The following is a 21,136-nucleotide window of genomic DNA, read 5'->3' as shown; positions in this document are numbered from 1 at the left end:
CGCTCAACCCACGTTCGCGCAGCAGCCGGCCCGACCCAACCAGACACTGGCAGGAACACCCCATGACGGACGCCTTCGAACTCCCGCTCTCGCTGGTCCAGGCCTTGGCGCAGCGCGCCGCGCAGACCCCGGACAAAGTCGCCTTGCGCTTCCTGGCCGATGCGCCCGGCGAGCAGGCCGTGCTCAGCTACCGGGACCTCGATCAGCGCGCACGCACCATCGCCGCTGCCTTGCAGGCCCGGACCGGCTTCGGTGATCGTGCGGTACTGTTGTTCCCCAGCGGGCCAGACTATGTGGCGGCGTTTTTCGGCTGCCTGTATGCCGGCGTGATCGCCGTGCCGGCTTACCCGCCGGAGTCCGCGCGTCAGCACCATCAGCAGCGCCTGCTGTCGATCATCGACGACGCCGAGCCGCGCCTGCTGCTGACTGTCGCGGCGCTGCACGATAGCCTGCAGGGCCTGGAGGCCCTGACGGCGGCCAACGGCCCCGAGCTGCTGGCGGTGGATGGCCTGGACCCGGCGCTGGCGGCGAACTGGCGCGAGCCCGCGCTCAAGGGGGGTGACATCGCCTTCCTGCAGTACACCTCCGGCTCCACCGCACTGCCCAAGGGCGTGCAGGTCAGCCATGGCAACCTGGTGGCCAACGAACAACTGATCCGCCAAGGCTTTGGCATCGACCTCAACCCCGACGACGTGATCGTCAGCTGGTTGCCGCTGTACCACGACATGGGGCTGATCGGCGGCCTGCTGCAGCCGATCTTCAGCGGCGTGCCCTGTGTGTTGATGGCGCCGGGCTACTTTCTGGCCCGGCCGCTGCGCTGGTTGCAGGCCATCAGCGAATACGGCGGCACCATCAGCGGCGGCCCCGACTTCGCCTACCGGCTGTGCAGCGAGCGGGTCAGCGAGGCCTCGCTGGCCGGGCTCGACCTCAGCCGCTGGCGGGTGGCCTATTCCGGTTCCGAGCCGATCCGCCAGGACAGCCTGGCGGCCTTCGCCGACAAGTTCCAGGCTTGCGGTTTCGACCCACAAAGCTTCTTCGCCAGCTACGGCCTGGCCGAAGCGACCCTGTTCGTCAGCGGCAGCCGCCGCGGCCAGGGCATCGCTGCGCTGGAGCTGGACGCCGCAGCCTTCGCCGCCAACCGTGCGGAACCTGGCAAGGGCAGTGTGCTGATGAGCTGTGGCTACCCGCAACCCGGGCATGCCGTGCGCATTGTCGAACCACAAGGCCTGCAGGTGCTGGGCGACAACCAGGTGGGCGAGATCTGGGCCGGCGGCCCGAGCATCGCCTTGGGTTACTGGCGCAACCCCGAAGCCAGTGCCCGCACCTTCGTCGAGATGGACGGCCAGACCTGGCTGCGTACCGGTGACCTGGGCTTCATGCGCGAAGGCGAAATGTTCGTCACCGGGCGCCTGAAGGACATGCTGATCGTGCGTGGGCAGAACCTGTACCCGCAGGACCTGGAAAAAACCCTCGAGCGCGAAGTGGATGTGCTGCGCAAAGGCCGGGTGGCGGTGTTCGCCGTTGAGCACCAGGGCGAGGAGGGCATCGGCGTGGCGGTGGAAATCAGCCGCAACGTGCAGAAGGCGATCAAACCCCAGGACCTGATCAAGACCCTGCGCCAGGTGATCGCCGACGCCTGCCGCCAGGCCCCGGCCGTGGTCCTGCTGCTGAACCCGGGCGCGCTGCCCAAGACCTCCAGCGGCAAGCTGCAGCGATCGGCGTGCCGCTTGCGCATGGACGACGGCAGCCTGGACTGCTATGCCCGCTTCCCTGAGGTGTGCGAGCCCGTTGCCATGGGTGCGGCCGGCGATGAACTGCAGGCGCGCATCGCCGCTGTGTGGCGCGACAGCCTCAAGGTCGAAGCGGTGGCGGCAGACGACCACTTCTTGCTGCTGGGCGGCAACTCCATCGCCGCCACCCATGCCACCGCACGCCTGGCCGATGAGCTGGGCATCGACCTGGGCCTGCGCACCCTGTTCGAGGCGCCGGTACTGGCTGACTACGCCAAGGCTGTGGCCGCGATCATCGCCGAAGGCGGTGGCCGGGTCGGCGCCATCGCTACCCTGGAACGCACCCAGGCACTGCCCCAGTCGCTGGCGCAAAACCGCCTGTGGCTGCTATGGCAGCTGGACCCGCAGTCGGCGGCCTACAACATTCCGGCCGGCCTGCAGTTGCGCGGTGAGCTGGACGAAAGTGCCCTGCAAGCGGCCTTCCAGGCGCTGGTGGCTCGCCACGAATCGCTGCGTACCCTGTTTGCCGAAGAGAACGGCCAGGCCCTGCAGCGCATCCTGCCGCAACAGGCGTTCAACCTTCGTCGCCTGGACCTCGAAGGCCTGGCCGCCGAGCAGGTCGCCGCCCAGCGGGAAACCGAGGCCCGCCAACCGTTCAACCTGACCCAGGGGCCGCTGCTGCGGGTGACCCTGGTGCGCCTGGAGGATGAAAACCATCAGCTGTGGGTGACCCTGCACCATATCGTCGCTGACGGTTGGTCGCTGAACATCCTGCTCGATGAATTCGCCAAACTGTACGCCGCCCATTGCCAGGGCCTTGAGGCCAGCCTGGCAGCGCTGACCCTGGGCTATGCCGACTACGGCACCTGGCAGCGACAGTGGCTGGCCGCAGGCGAAGCCGAGCGTCAGTTGCAGTACTGGCAGGGGCGACTGGGTGGCGAACTGCCGGTGCTCGACCTGTGCACCGACCACTCGCGCACCAGCCAGCGCGCCTACAGCGCCGCGCGCTTCAGTCTCAAGGTACCGGCCAGGCTCACCGACGCACTCAAGGGCCTGGCCCGCGAACAGCAGGCCAGCCTGTTCATGGTCTTGCTGGCCGGCTGGCAGGCGCTGTTGCACCGCTACAGCGGCCAGGCCGATATCCGTGTCGGCGTGCCCAACGCCAACCGACCGCGCCTGGAAACCCAAGCGATGGTCGGCTTCTTCATCAATACCCAGGTGCTGCGTGCGCAACTCGATGGCCGCCTGCCATTCGCTCAGCTGCTGGCCCAGGTCCGCCAGGCCACCCTGGACGCTCAGGCCAACCAGGACCTGCCGTTCGAACAGCTGCTCGAAGCCTTGCCCGAGGCGCGTGAGCAAGGCCTGTTCCAGGTCATGTTCAACCACCAGCAGCGTGACCTGTCTGCCCTGCGCCGCCTGCCGGGCCTGCTGGCCGAAGAGCTGCCGTGGCACAGTCGCGAAGCCAAGTTCGACTTGCAACTGCACAGTGAAGAAGACCACCAGGGCCGCCTGAGCCTCGCGTTCGACTATGCCGCCGAACTGTTCGATGCCGGCACCGTCAAGCGCCTGGCCCAGCACCTGCTGGCCCTGCTCGAGCAAGTGTGCGCCGAGCCGCAGCTAGCGCTGGGCGAGGTGCAATTGCTTGATGAGCCTGGCCGCATGCAACTGTTCAGTTGGGGCGAGGCACCGGCTGCGACGCCGCAGCGCCTGCTGGTCGAACAGCTCAATGACCAGGCACGCCTGACTCCGCAGCGCACCGCTCTGGTGTGGGAGGGGGGCAGCCTGGATTATGCCGAGCTGCACCAGCAAGCCAACCGCCTGGCCCACTACCTGCGTGACAAAGGCGTCGGTCCCGACACCTGCGTGGCCATTGCCGTCGAGCGTTCGCCGCAGCTGTTGGTCGGCCTGCTGGCCATTCTCAAGGCCGGCGGTGCCTATGTGCCGCTGGACGTCGATTACCCGGCCGAGCGCCTGGCCTATATGCTCGCCGACTGCAAGGCTGGCCTGTTGCTGAGCCACAGCAGCCTGCTGGGCAAGCTGCCACAGGTGGCGGGCGTCAGCGCCATCGCCCTTGATCAGTTGCACCTGGACAGCTGGCCGAGCCATGCCCCCCGCCTGCACCTGCATGGCGACAACCTGGCCTATGTGATCTACACCTCCGGCTCCACCGGCCAGCCCAAGGGGGTGGGCAATACCCACGCGGCACTGGCCGAGCGCCTGCAATGGATGCAGGCCACCTATGCGCTGGGCGACAGCGACGTGCTGATGCAGAAGGCGCCGATCAGCTTCGACGTGTCGGTGTGGGAATGCTTCTGGCCGCTGGTGACCGGCTGCAAGCTGGTGCTCGCCGGCCCCGGCGAGCACCGTGACCCACAGCGCATCGCGGCGTTGGTGCAAGCCCATGGCGTGACCACGCTGCACTTCGTGCCGCCGCTGTTGCAGGTATTCATCCAGGAGCCGCAGGCGGGTGCCTGCAGCAGCCTGCGCCGGCTGTTCTCCGGTGGCGAAGCGCTGTCCGCCACGCTGCGTGACCGCGTGCTGCAGGTGCTGCCACAGGTGCAACTGCACAACCGCTATGGCCCGACCGAAACCGCCATCAACGTAACCCACTGGCACTGCCAGGCTAGCGATGGCGAGCGCTCGCCGATCGGTCGCCCGCTGGGCAATGTGCTGTGCCGCGTGCTGGACGACGAGCTGGAACTGACTGCCCCAGGTGTACCGGGCGAACTGTACCTCGGCGGCGCAGGCCTGGCCCGTGGCTACCTGGGTCGCCCCGGGCTCACCGCCGAGCGTTTCGTGCCCCGTGCGGACGGCAATGGCGAGCGCCTGTACCGCAGTGGCGACCGCGCCCGCTGGCAGGTGCAGACCGAGGCGCTGGAATACCTTGGTCGCCTCGACCAGCAGGTCAAGGTGCGTGGCTTCCGGGTCGAACCCGAGGAAGTCCAGGCCTGCCTGCTGGCGCAAGCGGGGGTCGAACAGGCGCTGGTGCTGATCCACAAGGATACCGTCGGTGCGCAACTGGTCGGCTATTACAGTGGCAGTGCCCAGCCTGATGCCTTGCTGACGGTGCTGGCGGGACAACTGCCGGCCTACATGGTGCCGGCACAACTTATCCCGCTGGCGCAGATGCCACTGGGCCCCAGCGGCAAGGTCGACCGCAAGGCATTGCCGGCCCCGCTGTGGCAGCAGCGTGAGCATGTCGAGCCGCAAACCGAGTTGCAGCAGCAGGTTGCCGCCATCTGGCGCGAGGTGCTGAACCTGCCGCGCATCGGCCTGCAGGATGACTTCTTCGCCCTTGGCGGCCACTCGCTGCTGGCCACTCAGATTGTGTCGCGCACGCGTCAGGCCTGCGATGTCGAGCTGCCGCTCAAGGCCCTGTTCGACGCCAGCGAGCTGGGTGCCTTCTGTGCCGAGATCGCGCGTATCCGCGCGGCCGGCGAGCAGAACCTGCAAGGCGCAATCGTCCGCGTCGACCGCCGTCAGGCAGTGCCGCTGTCGTACTCGCAGCAGCGCATGTGGTTCCTCTGGCAACTGGAGCCGGACAGCCCGGCGTACAACGTCGGCGGCATGGCGCGCCTGCGCGGCACCCTGCATGTGGATGCCTTCGAGCGCGCATTGCAGGCGCTGGTGGTGCGCCATGAAACCTTGCGCACCACCTTTCCCAGCATTGATGGCGTGCCGTACCAGTGCGTGGCCGAAGACAGCAGCCTGCACCTCGACTGGCAAGACTTCAGCGCCTTGCCCGCCGATGCTCGCCAACAACGCCTGCGCCAACTGGCCGATGACCAGGCGCACCAGCCGTTCGACCTGGAGCGCGGTCCGTTGCTGCGTGCCTGTCTGGTCAAAGCCGAAGAGCGTGAGCACTTCTTTGTGTTGACCCTGCACCACATCGTCACCGAAGGCTGGGCCATGGACATCTTCGCCCGCGAACTGGGCGAGCTGTACGAGGCCTTCGTCGATGACCGTGAATCGCCGCTGGCGCCGCTGCCGGTGCAGTACCTGGACTACAGCGTGTGGCAACGGCAATGGCTGGAAAGCGGCGAGGGTGCGCGCCAGCTGGCCTATTGGAAGGATCGCCTGGGCGATGAGCACCCGGTGCTGGCATTGCCGGCGGACCGCCCGCGCCCGGCCGTGCAGAGCCACCGTGGCGAGCTGTACCGCTTCGAGCTCGACCCGGCGTTGGTCGCTCGCGTACATGCGTTCAACAGCCAGCGTGGCCTGACCCTGTTCATGACCATGACTGCCACCCTGGCCGCCTTGCTGCATCGCTACAGCGGCCAGCGTGACCTGCGCATTGGCGCGCCGGTGGCCAACCGCATCCGCCCGGAAAGCGAAGGCCTGATTGGTGCGTTCCTCAACACCCAGGTGCTGCGTTGCGAGCTGGACGGCCAGATGACCGCCGCACAGTTGCTGGAACAGGTGCGCCAGGTTGCCATCGAAGGCCAGTCGCACCAGGACCTGCCGTTCGACCAGCTGGTAGAAGCCCTGCAGCCACCGCGCAGCAGCGCCTACAACCCGCTGTTCCAGGTGATGTGCAACGTGCAGCGCTGGGCCTTCCAGCAAAGCCGCCTGCTGGCCGGCATGCAGGTGGATTACCTGGTCAACGACGCCAGCGCCACCAAGTTCGACCTGTACCTGGAGGTGACCGACCTCGACGGCCGCCTGGGTTGCTGCCTGACTTACAGCCGTGACCTGTTCGACGAACCACGCATTGCACGCATGGCCGAGCACTGGCAGCACCTGCTGGCCGGCCTGCTCGACAACCCGCAGCAGCGCCTGTGCGAGCTGCCGATGCTGAGCAGCGCCGAGCAGCAGGTGCTGGCAGGCCAGTTGCAGGGCGAGCAGGCTTTCGCGCACGACCAGACCGTGCACGGCCTGTTCGCTGCCCAGGCGGCGCGCACGCCACACGCTGGCGCGTTGACCTTCGCCGGCCAGCACATGACCTATGCCGAACTCGACCAGCAGGCCAACCGCCTGGCCCGCGCCCTGCGCGAGCGTGGCGTCGGCCCGCAGGTGCGTGTGGGCCTGGCGCTGGAACGTTCGCTGGAAATGGTCGTCGGCCTGCTGGCCATCCTCAAGGCCGGTGGCGCCTACGTGCCGCTCGACCCCGAATACCCGCTCGACCGCCTGCGCTACATGATCGAAGACAGCCGCATCGGCCTGCTGCTCAGCCAGCGCGCGCTGCTGCAAAACCTGGGGCAGTTGCCCGAAGGTGTGGCGTGCTGGAGCCTCGAGGACGACAGCGCCAGCCTGTCGGCCTACAGCGATGCGCCGTTGGACAACCTCAACCTGCCGCAGCATCAGGCCTACCTGATCTACACCTCCGGTTCCACCGGCCAGCCCAAGGGCGTGGTAGTCAGCCACGGCGAGTTCGCCATGCATTGCCAGGCGGTGATCGCCGCGTTCGGCATGCGCAGCGATGACTGCGAGCTGCACTTCTATTCGATCAACTTCGACGCCGCCAGCGAACGCCTGTGGGTGCCGCTGCTGTGTGGTGCCCGGGTGGTACTGCGCGCCCAGGGGCAGTGGGGCGCCGAAGACATCTGCCAGCTGGTGCGCAAGCAACAGGTGAGCATCCTCGGCTTCACGCCTAGCTACGGTAGCCAGTTGGCGCAGTACCTGGCCGGGCAGGGCGAGCAGTTGCCCGTGCGCCTGGTCATTACCGGTGGTGAAGCGCTGACCGGTGAACACCTGCAGCGCATCCGCCAGGCCTTCGCGCCGCAGCAATTCTTCAACGCCTATGGGCCGACCGAAACCGTGGTCATGCCGCTGGCCTGCCTGGCACCACAGACACTACCGGCGGAGCTGGGCAGCGTACCGATCGGCCGCGTCATCGGCAGCCGCACGGCCTACATCCTCGACGAAGACCTGGCCTTGTTGCCGCAAGGCGGTATTGGCGAGCTGTATGTTGGCGGCGCCGGCCTGGCCCAGGGCTACCACGACCGCCCGGGCCTCAGCGCCGAGCGCTTCGTCGCCGACCCGTTCGGCAGCGAAGGCGGGCGCCTGTACCGCACCGGTGACCTGGTGCGCCTGGGCAGCGATGGCCTGGTCGAGTACGTCGGCCGTGCCGACCAGCAGGTGAAGATTCGGGGTTTCCGCATTGAACTGGGCGAAATCGAAAGCCGCCTGCAGGCGCATGCCGATGTCGACGAGGCCGTGGTGCTGGCCCTCGACCTGCCGGGCGGCAAACAGCTGGTGGGTTACCTGGTGTGCAGGCAGGCCACTGCCGACAGCGAGGCCCAGGGCCTGCTGCGCGACGCGGTGAAGGCCGATGCCCGCCAGCACCTGCCGGACTACATGGTGCCGGCGCACCTGGTGCTGCTCGACAGCCTGCCGCTGATGGGCAACGGCAAGCTCGACCGCCGTGCGCTGCCGCTGCCGGACCTGGAGCAGGCGCGCCAGCAGTACCAGGCACCTGGCAACGAGGTGGAAGCGCAACTGGCGCAGATCTGGCGCGACGTGCTCAACGTGGCCCGGGTTGGCGTGCAGGATAACTTCTTCGAACTGGGCGGCGACTCGATCCTGTCGATCCAGGTGGTCAGCCGGGCCCGTCAGGCCGGCTTGCAGTTCACCCCGCGCGACCTGTTCCAGCATCAGACCATCCAGACCCTGGCGGCCATCGTTCAGCGCAGCGAAGCCGCCAGCAGCATCGAGCAGGGCCAGCGCCAGGGCCAGACCGGCCTCACGCCGATCCAGCACTGGTTCTTCGACAGTGAAGTGCCACAGCCGCAGCACTGGAACCAGGCTGTTCTGCTGGAGGCGCGCAAGCCGCTGGATGAGGGGGTACTGGAGCGCGCCTTGGCCGGCCTGGTGCAGCACCACGACAGCCTGCGCCTGCACTTCAGTCAGGCCCACGGCCGCTGGCAGGGCGAATATGCCCGGCCTGGCACCGGGCAGTTGCTGTGGACCGCCACGGTTGCCGACTTCGCCGATTGCCAAGCGCTGTACACCGACCTGCAACGCAGTCTCGACCTGGAACAGGGCCCACTGTTGCGCGCCTTGCTGGTAAATGACGGGCAGGGCGGCCAGCGGCTGTTGCTGGCGATCCATCACCTGGTGGTCGATGGGGTGTCGTGGCGCGTGTTGCTGGAAGACCTGCAGGCGCTGTACCGTGGCCAGCCGCTGCCGGCCAAGACCCACGCCATGGGCGACTGGGCCGCACGCCTGGCCAGCTATGCCGGCAGCGATTCGCTGCGCGACGAACTGGGCTGGTGGCAAGGCCAGTTGGGCGGTGTGCGCCGCGAACTGCCCTGCGATCACCCGCAGGGCGGCAACCTGCATCGCCACGCCGGTACCCTGGCCATCGGCCTGGATGTCGCGCAGACCCGGCAGTTGCTGCAACAGGCCCCGGCGGCCTACCACACCCAGGTCAACGACCTGCTGCTGACCGCGCTGGCGCGTGCCCTGTGCCGCTGGAGCGGCGACGAAGAAGTGCTGGTACAGCTTGAAGGCCATGGCCGTGACGGGCTGTTCGAAGACATGGACCTGACCCGCAGCGTCGGCTGGTTCACCAACGCCTACCCGCTGAGCCTGCGCCCGCTGCCAGGCGAGGACGACGCGGCGCGGGCGGGTTCGATCAAGCGCATCAAGGAGCAGCTGCGCCAGGTGCCACACAAAGGGCTGGGCTACGGTGTGTTGCGCTACCTGGCGGATGAGGCCGGGCGCGAGCAGATGGCAGCCTTGCCGCAGGCGCGCATCACTTTCAACTACCTGGGCCAGTTCGACCAGCAGTTCGACAGCACAGCCCTGTTCCAGCCGTTGGACGCTCCGGCCGGCCTGGCCCACGACCTCGATGCACCGTTGCCCAACTGGCTGAGTGTCGATGGCCAGGTGTATGGCGGTGCCCTGCAACTGCGCTGGACCTTCAGTGCCGAGCGCTACGACGAGCGGACCATCGCCCGCCTGGCCGAGGCCTATCGCCAGGAGCTGCTGGCGCTGGTCGAGCATTGCCTGGCGGATGGCAACGGCAGCTTCACGCCGTCGGACTTCCCGCTGGCGCACCTCACCCAGGCGCAGATAGACGCGCTGCCGGTACCGGCAGCGCAGATCGAGGACGTCTACCCGCTGACGCCGATGCAGGAGGGCATGCTGTTACACACCCTGCTGGAGCCGGGCACCGGCCTCTACTACATGCAGGACCGCTACCGCATCAACAGCGCGCTCGACCCCGAACGCTTTGCCCAGGCGTGGCAGGCGGTGGTGGCGCGCCACGAAGCGCTACGCGCATCGTTCAGCTGGAACACCGGCGAGGCGATGCTGCAGATCATCCACAAGCCGGGCAACACACCGGTGGACTACCAGGACTGGCGCGGCCTCGATGACGACGCCCAGGAGCAGCGCCTGCAGGCCCTGCACAAGCAGGAACGCGAGGCCGGTTTCGCCCTGCTCCGCGAGGCGCCGTTCCACCTGCGCCTGGTGCGTGTGGCCGACCAGCGCTACTGGTTCATGATGAGCAACCACCACATCCTCATCGATGCCTGGTGCCGCTCGTTGTTGATGAACGACTTCTTCGAGATCTACCAGGCACTCGGCGAAAACCGTCAGGCCCAACTGCCGGTGCCACCGCGCTACCGCGACTATATCGGCTGGCTGCAACGCCAGGGCCTGGACGACGCGCGCGCCTGGTGGCAGGCCAACCTGGCCGGCTTCGAACGTGCCACGGCCATCCCCAGCGACCGCCCGCTGCGCCATGACCATGCTGGTACCGGCATGGTCGTCGGCGACTGCCATACCCGCCTGGCGGTGAGCGACGGTGTGCGCCTGCGCGAACTCGCCCAGGCCCACCAGCTCACCGTCAACACCTTCGCCCAGGCGGCCTGGGCCCTGGTATTGGCGCGCTACAGCGGCGACCGCGACGTGGCCTTCGGCGTGACCGTGGCCGGGCGCCCGGTGAGCATGCCGCAGATGCAGCGTACCGTCGGCCTGTTCATCAAAAGCGTCGCCTTGCGCGTGAAGTTGCCGGTTGCCGGTGAGTGCTGCAGCGTACGCCAATGGCTGCAGGGCCTGCTGCAAAGCAACATGGAACTGCGCGAGTACGAATACCTGCCGCTGGTGGCGATCCAGGAGTGCAGCGAACTGCCCAAGGGCCAGCCGCTGTTCGACAGCCTGTTCGTGTTCGAGAACGCGCCAGTGGAAACCGCCGTGCTCGACCATGCCCAGCACCTGAACGCCAGCTCCGACTCGGGCCGTACCCACACCAACTTCCCGCTGACAGCGGTGTGCTACCCGGGCGATGACCTTGGCCTGCACCTGTCGTTCGACCAGCGCTACTTCGACTACCCGACCGTCGAGCGCCTGCTGGCGGAGTTCAAGCGCCTGCTGCTGGCGCTGGTGCAGGGCTTTGAAGGAGAGGTGGGTGAACTGCCGTTGATCGGCACCGAAGAACAGCGCTTCCTGCTTGAAGACTGCAACCGTACCGAACGGTCTTATCCGCTGGAGCAGAGCTACATCGCGCAGTTCGAAGCACAAGTGGCCGCGCATCCGCAACGTACTGTGGCCCGTTGCCTGGAAGCATCCTATGACTACGCCGGGCTGAACCTGGCGGCCAACCGCCTGGGCCATGCCCTGGTGGCTGCCGGGGTCAGCATTGACCAGCCGGTGGCACTGCTGGCCGAACGCGGGCTCCCGTTGCTGGGCATGATCGTCGGCAGCTTCAAGGCCGGCGCCGGCTACCTGCCACTGGACCCGGGCCTGCCGGCGGCGCGCCTGCAAAGCATCCTCCAGCTCAGCCGCACGCCGGTGCTGGTGTGCAGTGCGGCCTGCGCCGGGCAAGGGCAGCTGTTGCTGGATGAGCTGGAGCTGGCGACACGGCCGCAGTTGCTGGTTTGGGAAGACATCCAGGCCAGTGCCGTTGCCAGCCACAACCCAGGCATCCACAGCGGGCCGGATAACCTCGCTTATGTGATCTACACCTCAGGCTCCACCGGCCTGCCGAAGGGGGTGATGGTCGAGCAGCGCGGCATGCTCAACAACCAGCTGAGCAAGGTGCCGTACCTGGCACTCGGCGAGCAGGACGTGATCGCCCAGACGGCCTCGCAAAGCTTCGATATTTCGGTGTGGCAGTTCCTTGCAGCGCTGCTGTTCGGCGCCAGGGTGGAGATCGTGCCGAACGCCATCGCCCATGATCCGCAGGGCCTGCTGACGCATGTTCAGGCTACCGGCATCACTGTGCTGGAAAGCGTGCCCTCGCTGATCCAGGGCATGCTGGCCAACGACCATCAGGCGCTCGACGGGCTGCGCTGGATGCTACCGACCGGCGAAGCCATGCCGCCGGAGCTGGCGGCGCAGTGGCTGCAGCGTTATCCGCAGATCGGCCTGGTCAACGCCTATGGCCCTGCGGAGTGCTCGGATGACGTGGCGTTCTTCCGCGTCGATGCCGCCTCGACCCGTGGCAGCTACCTGCCAATTGGCACGCCGACCGACAACAACCGCCTGTACCTGTTCGACGAGGAACAGATGCTGGTGCCTCTGGGTGCGGTGGGCGAGCTGTGCGTGGCTGGCACTGGCGTGGGCCGTGGCTATGTCGGCGATCCGGTGCGCACGGCGCTGGCGTTCATCCCCCATCCGCATGGCGCGCCGGGCGAACGCCTGTACCGCACCGGCGACTTGGCGCGTCAGCGCCCGGACGGGGTGCTGGAGTATGTCGGGCGCATCGACCATCAGGTGAAGATCCGCGGCTACCGCATCGAACTGGGCGAGATCGAAGCCCGCCTGCACGAGCAGCCGGAAATCCGCGACGCTGCCGTTGGCGTGCAGGAAGGCGTCAATGGCAAGCACCTGGTGGGTTACCTGGTGGCGCATCAGGGCGTTGCTACCGACGCCGCGTTGCTGGAGCAGCTTAAGCAACGCCTGCGTGCCGAGTTGCCGGAGTACATGGTCCCACTGCACTGGGGCTGGTTCGACAGCCTGCCGCACAATGCCAACGGCAAGCTTGATCGCAAGGCCCTGCCGGCGATCGACATCGGTGGCCAGCACAGCCAGGCCTACCAGGCGCCGCGCAACGAGCTGGAAGAGGTACTGGCCGGTATTTGGGCCGATGTGCTCAAGGCCGAGCGGGTGGGGGTGCACGACAACTTCTTCGAGCTGGGCGGGCATTCGCTGCTGGCCACGCAGATCGCCTCGCGGGTGCAGAAGCAGCTGCAGCTGAACGTGCCGCTGCGGGCGATGTTCGAGTGCAGCACGGTGGAGGAACTGGCCGAGTATGTGCAGGGGCTGCAGGGCAGCGTGCTGGATGACGACAAGGTCGACCGGCTCAGTGACCTGATGGCGGAGCTTGAGGGGCTGTGATCTGAATAAATGAGGCCTGCACCGTCCCGGTAGGAGCGGGTTCACCCGCGAACACCGGCGCAGCCGGTGCCATGCACCGAGCTGGCTGCTTCGCGGGCTCGCCCGCTCCCACAGGATCACCACAGCCTTCAGGGCAGGTGCATTACCTGTGGGAGCGGGCGAGCCCGCGAAGAGGCCGGTGCAGACGCCGCATCTTTCAGCGCTTGCCAAGAATCTTCCCAAGCAACTCCGGCCGCGGCGCGCCTTGCTGGCTCTGCAGGTTGCCCTGTTCATCCTGATAGAAAATCGCCGGGGTCGCCTGCAAGCCCATTTCTTCCATCAGCGCCATGTTCGCTGCCAGCTTCTGCTGCACCGCCTCCGGCACCTGCTCCAGCGGTTTCAGCGTGCTGGCCTTGCCGGCCTTTTCATGTTGCTGCAGCGCCTTGGCCGGGTCTTGCGCCGCCAGCAGCGCCGCCGACTTGCCCGGGCTGTCCTCGCGGATGATGCCGACCATGATATGGCGCAACTGCACCTTGCCCGACTCCACCCACGGGCGCGCCTGCTCCCAGAACATGTTGCAGTACGGGCAGTTGGGGTCGCTGAACAGGTACACCTTGCGCGGTGCATCGTCCTTGCCGTCGGCGATCCAGGCGGTTTTCTCCATCTTCGCCCAGATTTCCTTGCTCATTGGCGCATATACCAGCTTTTTCAGCGGCTCGGCACTGAGGTCCTTGCCCTGCTCGTCGAACAGGCTGCCGACCAGTACATGCTTGCCGTCAGGGGTGAGGTACAGCGCCAGGCCGTTATTCTGGTACTCGGCGGCATACCCGCGCAGGCCATTGGGCGCGTCGAAGCTGCCTTTGATCACGGCGCCCTTGGCTTGCAGTTGCTGAATCGCCTTGGGCAGTTCTTCGGCCTGCAAGCCGGGGGCAGCCAGCAGGGCCAGGGACAGGGGCAGCAGTGCAGTCAATCGCATGTCAGTTTCCTTGTGCGGCAGGGGCGGGCGCGGTGGCCCGGTCGAAAGGCTCCAGGGCGTGGCGCAGGCTGGCCCGGGACAGCTCGCCGAGGTGGCTGCCGATCAGCCGCCCGTCGGCGTCGTAGAAAAGGGTGGTGGGCAGGGCCATGGAACCGACGCGTTGGGCCAGCAGGCCGGTGCCGTCGAACAGCACGTGGGTCAGGCTCAGGCCGGTGGTGGCGAGGAAGGTGCTGACGTTTTCCGGGGTCTCGCCCTGGTTGACGAACAGGAAGGTCACGTGCGGGTATGCGCTTTGCGCCTGTTGCAGCACCGGCATTTCGCGTCGGCAGGGCGGGCACCAGGTGGCCCAGATGTTGATCACCAACGGTTTGCCGCGGTAACTGTGCAACGCTACGGATTGGCCGCTGGCGTTGCGCAGGCTCAGTTCGGGTAGCTCGGTGCCTTTGCTGTACAGGTGGCCACCGAGGCTGGCCAGGCCCCAGAACAGCGCGCCGCTGAACAGCGCCCAACCCAGCGGGCGGCGCAGGCCCGGGTTGCGCCAGCCCTGCCAGAGGGCACCGAGCACGATACCGGCCAGGCCCGACCAGAACAGGAAACCGCCATCACGGATATCGATGATCTGTAGCGGGTCGTCCTGGTACATCGGCCAGTAGGCCAGCACGAAACCGGCACGGGCGCACAGCACGCCGATCAGGAACAGGTTGAACAGGGCCGATTCCGGGCTCTCGCCGCCACGCCGGGCGACCCACCAGCCGACTACGCTGGCGATCACCAGGGCGGTGAGCATCAGCAGGTGGTTGAGGGCCATGGTCAGTGGCCCGAGGGTTACGGTCAGCATCAGCCTTGGCTCCTGGTCTGGGCCCAGTGTTGCAGGAACTCCGCCGCATCCACTTCCCCGGTGATGCGCCGCGCTCGGCGTTCGTCACCTTCCGGGCCAACCCAGATGATGCTGGGCGGGCCGGGAACCTGGTAGCGCTGCAGCAGGGCTTTGCTGGCCGGGCTGTCGGCGGTCACGTCCAGGCGCAGCAGGTGTACGCCGGCCAGGCCGGCCTGCACGTCGCTGCGGGCGAACACCTGTTTTTCCATGACCTTGCACGACACGCACCAGTCGGCATAGTAGTCGAGCATCACCCACTCGCCACGGGCCTTGGCCGCATCCAGTTCGCGTTGCAGGTCTTCGGGGCGGCTGACGGTGACGAAGGCGTCCTCGGCGTGCAGGCCGGCGGCCGGCGCAGCCGCGCCAGCGGCGAACGGGCGCAGCGGCTGCCAAAGGTCGTCGCCACCGGCCGCAGCACCCACCAGCAGCAGGCCGCCCCACAGGGCACCCAGCAGCGGCACTGCGCGCAACGCCGGCAACCGCTGCAGGGCTGGCCAGGCGGCCCAGGCCAGGGCGATCAGCAAGGCGCCGCTCAGGGCCAGCAGCAAGGCTGCGGGCAGCAGGCCGCGTACGGTGTACAGCGCCATGCCCAGGAACACGAAGCCGAACACGCCCTTGACCCGGTTCATCCAGGCGCCCGGGCGGGGCAGGTAGCGGTTGCCCAGGGTCACCAACAACAGCAGCGGCACGCCCATGCCCAAGCCGAGGCTGAACAGCACCAGCGCGCCCTGCAGCACGTCGCCGCTCTGGGCGATGTACAGCAACGCGCCGGCCAACGGCGCGGTCATGCACGGGCCCATCAGCAGGCCAGACAGCGCGCCGAGCAGTGCTGCGCCATACAGGTTGCCGCCACGGGTGCCTTGCCCGGCACGGTCCAGGCGGTCACGCAGGGCGGCAGGCAGTTGCAGTTCGAAGGCGCCGAACATCGGCAGGGCCAGCAGCACGAACAGCCCCGCCAGGCTGCCCAGCAGCCAGGGTTGCTGCAGCCAGGCCTGCAGGCTGGCACCCAGCAGCGCGGCGACCACGCCGAGGGCGGCATAAACCAGGGCCATGCTCAGTACATAGACCCCCGCCAGCACCCAGCCGCGCCGGGCACTGGCGCCATTGCCCAGCACCAGCCCGGCGAGGATCGGCAGCATCGGCAGCGTGCAGGGGGTAAAGGCCAGCAACAGGCCCAGGCCGAAGAACGCCAGCAGGCTCCAGGCCAGGTGGCCTTGTTGCAGGTCGCTGGCCAATGCCTGATCACTGGCTTGTTCGGCCGCCGGCGCCACACTGCCACCCAGCTCGATCAGCGTGGTTTGCGGCGGGTAGCACAAGCCAGCGTCGGCACAGCCCTGCCAGCCCAGGCGCAGCTGGCCCTGGGCATCGGCCGGAAGCAGCAGTTCGAGTTGGTCGCGGTACACCGCACTGTCGCCGAAGAACTCGTCGTGATGGTTGAGGGCGGCTGGCAGTTGCGGGTGGTGTTCGGCAGGCAGACCGTCGAATTTCAGGCGTTTCTGATACAGGTAGTAGCCTGGCTGGATCTGGAAGAACAGGCGTATCTGGCCATCGGCCTGGCGGTCGTGGGTCAGCACGAAGGCCTGGTTGACCGGCAGGAAGTCGGGTTTGACAGCGAACGGGTTGGCCTGCAACGGGCCGGCCAGCAGCAGTGTCAGGAAGAGCAGGAGGATGCGCATGTCTTCGCCTTGGCAGCACATTGAAAGGTGTCATGCTGGCTTGGGTCGATTAACCCAAGGTTAAACACTTCCTGCAAAGGGCAGCGCTGTGGAACGCTACGCGATGCCAGGCCAGCCGCGACAGCCTCACTTGGCGTCATCGCCAATGGGGCTTGCCATGCCGACATGGCAATGGTTGCATTGGCTCATGATTCGGAAAAATCGTTGGCCTGACCATGCTTGCTGAGATTGTCCTTACAGGTGTAATGGGCGCCAGTGCTACCTCCATCAAGCGTCGGGTAGCGCTGTGAGCGTGGTCGCGCTGGTGCTGGCGGCAGGAAGCGGCCGGCGTTTCGGTGCCGACAAGCGCCGGGCGACCTTGGCTGATGGTCGCAGCCTGCTGGCCCATAGTGTGGAACGGGCTCGGGCAGTATTCGATGATGTGCGCGTGGTGTTGCGCGCGGGCGAGTGGTGCGAGGATTTTGGCTTGCCTGCCGATTGCCGGATTATCGTCAGCCCGGATGCAGCGTCGGGCATGGGGCACAGCCTGGCCGCCGGCGCCAGGTCGTTAGCTGACAGCAAGGCGCAGGCGGTGGCGATCTTGCTGGGTGATATGCCCTGGATCGAAGCGGCAAGCTTGCGTCAGTTGGCGGAAGCCGCCAGTACATCGAGCATCGTGTTACCGCGGCATGCGGGGAAGCAGGGGCATCCAGTGATCTTCGGGCGCGATTTCTGGCCGGCACTGGAGCAATTGGCCGGGGATGAAGGGGCGCGCGCGGTGGTGCGGGCGCACCGGGATTGTTGCTTGGTGGTTGAAGTGGAGGATGCTGGGGTGTTGCTGGATGTAGATACGCCGCAGGGGTTGCTTTAGGCCCTGGTGTTCGCCACCACCCCCAAGACGAACACCCCAATCCACCCCACAATAGGTCCATAATCCCCCCTTAATCCCCCCATAGTGCAATGCCAGCGAGACCACTCCGGGAGCCCCACCATGCACGTTCTGCTCTGCGAGGACGACGACCTGATCGCCGCCGGCATCTGCGCCGGCCTTACCGCCCAGGGCCTGACCGTGGACCGGGTGGGCAACGCCGCCGATGCGCGGGCGATGCTGCAGGCAGCGCAATTCGACGTGATGATCCTCGACCTTGGCCTGCCCGACGAAGACGGCCTGAAGCTATTGCGCCGCCTGCGCGAGAAAGGCGAGACACTGCCAGTGCTGGTGCTCACCGCCCGTGACGCGGTCACCGACCGGGTCGATGGCCTGCAGGCCGGCGCCGACGACTACCTGCTCAAGCCGTTCGACCTGCGCGAGCTGGCCGCACGCCTGCACACCCTGCTGCGGCGGGTGGCCGGTCGGGCGGTGAACGTGATCGAACACGGCCCGCTGCGTTACGACCCGAGTAGCTGCGAGGCAACGCTGGCAGGGCAGCCGGTCGACCTGTCGCGCCGTGAACAGGCCCTGTTGCAGGCGCTGCTGCAGAACCCGGGGCGAGTGTTGTCCGGCGAGCAACTCAAAGACTGCGTGTACGGCTTCAGCGACGAAGTCGAGAGCAATGCCCTGAACGTGCATATCCACCATCTGCGGCGCAAGCTGGGCAATGGCATCGTCGAGACCGTGCGCGGCCTGGGTTACCGCCTGGGCCCGGCGCAGGCGCCGGAGGGGGCTGCACCATGAGCCTGCGGGTACGCCTGAGCCTGATCCTGGGCAGTGCCTTCGTGATCATCTGGGTGCTGGCCGCGGCGTGGATGCTGCGCGACCTGCGCCAACAGATGATGTTCTCTCTCGACCAGCGCCTGGTGGCTTCGGCGCGCATGGTCGCCGGGTTGATCGACCAGCTGCCGCAGCCGCTGACCGCCAAGGGCGGGGAGGCGCACTTTTCCGCCGACCAGTTCAGCGTGCCGGATGGCATGGCCTGCCAGGTCAGCTCCCTGCGTGGCGAGATCCTTGCCAGCAACCACAAGCACGATGGCGCCATGGACGATGAGCGCAGCGGTTTCCGTGACCAGACCATCGACGACGCGCTGTGGCGCACCTTCACCTACAACCATGGCGATGTGCGCATTACCACCGCCGACCGGCACATGGAGCGCGAGGCGCTGAACCAGTCGATCCTGCTGGCGGCCTCGGCGCCGGTGCTGATGGCCCTGCTTGGCAGCCTGGGGTTGTTGTGGATCGGCCTGGGCAAAGGCCTGGAGCCGCTCAACCGCATGCGTGATGCCCTGCGCCGCCGGCGCGCGGACAGTGTCGAGCCGCTGCAGGTGGCGGGCATGCCCAGCGAACTGCAACCGTTGCTGGAAACCCAGAACCAGCTGTTCCTGCGCATTGCCCAGACCATCGAGCGTGAACGGCGCCTGACCGATGATGCCGCGCATGAACTGCGCAGCCCGCTGACGGCGATCAAGACCCATCTGCAGGTAGCGCGGATGACCGATGGCGCCGTACGCGAGCAGGCGCTGGAGCATGCCGAGCAGGGCGCCGATCGCATGCACCGCACGCTGGAGCAGTTGTTGATGCTGGCGCGGGTGGAGGGCAGCCTGTCGTTCGAGGATGGCGTGCAGTGCAGCGCCGAGCAGGTGGCCCGCCAGGCGGTGCAGGATGCCGGTGGCGGCGACAACCGGCGCATCGTGCTGCGCTTGCCGGAAGAGGCCACGCAGATTTACCTGGGCATGCCGGCACCGTTGGCGGTGGCAGCGCTGCGCAACCTGCTGGACAACGCCCTGCGCCATGGCGGTGATGAGGCGGTGGAGCTTGAGGTGCAGATGGCTGACGGCCAGGTCGGCTTCATGGTACGTGACCACGGCCCGGGGATTGCCGAGGCGGACCTTGAGCATCTGACCGAGCGCTTTTGGCGTAACGGGCAGAGTGGTGGTTGCGGGTTGGGGCTGGCGATCGTGCAGGCGATCGTGCAGCGTTGTGCTGGCAGCCTGAAGTTTGACAGCCGCAGTGACGGGTTGCGGGTGTTGTTGCAGGTGCCGGCGCGTTCGGCCAGCTAATCTTCACTGTCTGTGCCGGCCCTTTCGCGGGCTTGCCCGCTCCCACAGGTACTGCACAGGGTCTGAGATGCATGCGATCCCTGTGGGAGCGGGCAAGCCCGCGAAAGGGCCGGCGCAGGCAGAGTAAAATACAGTAATAACCGCTAAATCCTCCCCGCACTCAAGCGTTTCCCAAGCGACGAACACCCGCACTTTCGCTTGCTTGCGAGGATTCACCCATGCCCACCGCTTCCTGCCTTGCCAAGGTCCCGCCGGCCAACACGCCGCGTGTCTTGTACGAGTTCACCGATTCACCCTTGCTGCAACGCCAGCAGCAACAGGAGTCCAACGCCCGCAGTTACCCGCGCCGCATTCCGCTGGCGCTCAAACGCGCCCGTGGCATCCATGTGGAAGATGTCGAAGGCCGGCAGTTCATCGATTGCCTGGCCGGCGCCGGCACCCTGGCGCTGGGCCACAACCACCCGGTGGTGGTCGAGGCGATCCGGCAGGTACTGGCCGATGAACTGCCCCTGCACACCCTGGACCTGACCACGCCAGTCAAGGACCGCTTCGTCCAGGACCTGTTCGGCGTGCTGCCAGAGGCGTTGCGCCGTGAGGCCAAGGTGCAGTTCTGCGGCCCGACCGGAACCGATGCGGTGGAAGCCGCACTGAAGCTGGTGCGCACCGCAACCGGCCGCAGCACCGTGCTGGCCTTCCACGGTGCCTACCATGGCATGAGCCAGGGGGCGCTGAGCCTGATGGGCAGCCATGGGCCAAAGCAGCCGCTGGGGGCGTTGCTCGGCAACGGCGTGCAGTTCATGCCGTACCCCTACGACTACCGTTGCCCGTTCGGTTTGGGCGGCGAAGCCGGGGTCAGGGCCAACCTGCATTACCTGGAAAACCTGTTGCTCGACCCGGAAAGCGGCGTGCCGCTGCCGGCGGCGGTCATTCTGGAAGTGGTGCAGGGCGAGGGCGGGGTCATCCCGGCTGATATCGAGTGGCTCAAGGGTGTACGCCGTATCACCGAGCAGGCCGGCGTGGCGTTGATCGTCGATGAGATCCAGAGCGGTTTTGCCCGTACCGGGCGCATGTTCGCCTTCGAGCATGCCGGCATCGTCCCGGACGTGGTCACCCTGTCCAAGGCCATTGGCGGCAGCCTGCCGCTGGCAGTGGTGGTGTACCGTGACTGGCTGGATACCTGGAAACCGGGCGCCCACGCCGGCACTTTCCGTGGCAACCAGATGGCCATGGCGGCGGGCTCGGCGGTGATCGGTTACCTGGTAGAGCATCGTCTGGCCGAGCATGCCGAGGCCATGGGCCAGCGCCTGCGCCAGCACCTGCAGCAGTTGCAGCGGGATTATCCGCAGTTGGGTGATATTCGCGGGCGTGGCCTGATGCTTGGGGTGGAACTGGTGGATACGCAAGGCCAGCGGGATGCGCTTGGGCATCCGGCGGCCAACCGTGAGTTGGCGGCGAAGGTGCAGCGTGAGTGCCTCAGGCGCGGGCTGATCCTGGAGCTGGGTGGGCGGCATGGGGCGGTGGTGCGCTTCCTGCCGCCGTTGATCATCAGTGGCGAGCAGATCGATGAGGTCGCGCAGCGGTTTGCCGAGGCGCTGATCGCGGCGGTCTGACCGATTGCCGGGGTCGCTGCGCGACCCTA

The 21,136-nt window shown here is 67.1% G+C and carries 8 protein-coding genes; 5 read left to right on the top strand and 3 right to left on the bottom strand.

Translation table 11 applies throughout. The annotated features are described in order from the left end of the window. Positions 1-62: 62 nt before the first annotated feature. Positions 63-13,016: a non-ribosomal peptide synthetase gene (locus CAF70_RS14615; protein ID WP_085625429.1), complete on the top strand. Its 12,954-nt coding sequence runs from the start codon at positions 63-65 to the stop codon at positions 13,014-13,016. Positions 13,017-13,212: 196 nt separating this feature from the next. Here the strand turns inward: CAF70_RS14615 and dsbG are convergent, their stop codons facing one another. The 3 genes from dsbG to dsbD are packed head-to-tail and all read right to left on the bottom strand — an operon-like array spanning position 13,213 to position 16,524. Next, entirely contained in the window at positions 13,213-13,971 is a 759-nt protein-coding gene (gene dsbG, locus CAF70_RS14605; RefSeq protein ID WP_085625427.1) for a thiol:disulfide interchange protein DsbG, read from the bottom strand. Between the two features lies 1 nt (position 13,972). Continuing rightward, positions 13,973-14,809, bottom strand: a complete 837-nt coding sequence (locus tag CAF70_RS14600) for a TlpA disulfide reductase family protein (RefSeq protein WP_085625426.1) — start codon at positions 14,807-14,809, stop codon at positions 13,973-13,975. Further along, positions 14,809-16,524 (bottom strand): protein-disulfide reductase DsbD, encoded by a 1,716-nt coding sequence (dsbD, locus tag CAF70_RS14595; RefSeq protein ID WP_085625490.1) that lies wholly within the window; start codon positions 16,522-16,524, stop codon positions 14,809-14,811. The genes CAF70_RS14600 and dsbD overlap by 1 nt, the downstream gene beginning before the upstream one ends. Before the next feature lie 286 nt (positions 16,525-16,810). Here dsbD and CAF70_RS14590 point away from each other — a divergent pair, with 286 nt between their 5' ends. The 4 genes from CAF70_RS14590 (at position 16,811) to CAF70_RS14570 (ending at position 21,107) form a co-directional block, all read left to right on the top strand. Next, positions 16,811-17,374, top strand: coding sequence for an NTP transferase domain-containing protein (locus tag CAF70_RS14590; protein WP_085625425.1), 564 nt, complete (start codon positions 16,811-16,813; stop codon positions 17,372-17,374). Positions 17,375-17,494: 120 nt separating this feature from the next. Continuing rightward, the gene (locus tag CAF70_RS14585; RefSeq protein WP_085625424.1) at positions 17,495-18,178 is read left to right on the top strand and encodes a response regulator transcription factor; all 684 of its coding nucleotides are present in this window, start codon (positions 17,495-17,497) and stop codon (positions 18,176-18,178) included. After that, positions 18,175-19,497, top strand: a complete 1,323-nt coding sequence (locus tag CAF70_RS14580) for an ATP-binding protein (protein ID WP_085625423.1) — start codon at positions 18,175-18,177, stop codon at positions 19,495-19,497. Before CAF70_RS14585 ends, CAF70_RS14580 begins: the two co-directional genes overlap by 4 nt. A gap of 218 nt (positions 19,498-19,715) precedes the next feature. Continuing rightward, the gene (locus CAF70_RS14570) at positions 19,716-21,107 is read left to right on the top strand and encodes an aspartate aminotransferase family protein (RefSeq protein WP_085625422.1); all 1,392 of its coding nucleotides are present in this window, start codon (positions 19,716-19,718) and stop codon (positions 21,105-21,107) included. Positions 21,108-21,136 lie beyond the last annotated feature (29 nt).

Source organism: Pseudomonas sp. B19(2017) (assembly GCF_002113165.1).
In the GTDB taxonomy this organism is placed as follows: domain Bacteria; phylum Pseudomonadota; class Gammaproteobacteria; order Pseudomonadales; family Pseudomonadaceae; genus Aquipseudomonas.
Note: the sequence above shows the minus strand (reverse complement) of the source record. Positions and strands in the feature narration are given on the sequence as shown.

What these genes read in the sequence shown, in the direction of transcription:
- CAF70_RS14615 (WP_085625429.1), top strand. Translation starts at nt 63, where the DNA reads ATGACGGACGCCTTCGAACTCCCGCTCTCGCTGGTCCAGGCCTTGGCG.
- dsbG (WP_085625427.1), bottom strand. Translation starts at nt 13,971, where the DNA reads ATGCGATTGACTGCACTGCTGCCCCTGTCCCTGGCCCTGCTGGCTGCC.
- CAF70_RS14600 (WP_085625426.1), bottom strand. Translation starts at nt 14,809, where the DNA reads ATGCTGACCGTAACCCTCGGGCCACTGACCATGGCCCTCAACCACCTG.
- dsbD (WP_085625490.1), bottom strand. Translation starts at nt 16,524, where the DNA reads ATGCGCATCCTCCTGCTCTTCCTGACACTGCTGCTGGCCGGCCCGTTG.
- CAF70_RS14585 (WP_085625424.1), top strand. Translation starts at nt 17,495, where the DNA reads ATGCACGTTCTGCTCTGCGAGGACGACGACCTGATCGCCGCCGGCATC.
- CAF70_RS14580 (WP_085625423.1), top strand. Translation starts at nt 18,175, where the DNA reads ATGAGCCTGCGGGTACGCCTGAGCCTGATCCTGGGCAGTGCCTTCGTG.
- CAF70_RS14570 (WP_085625422.1), top strand. Translation starts at nt 19,716, where the DNA reads ATGCCCACCGCTTCCTGCCTTGCCAAGGTCCCGCCGGCCAACACGCCG.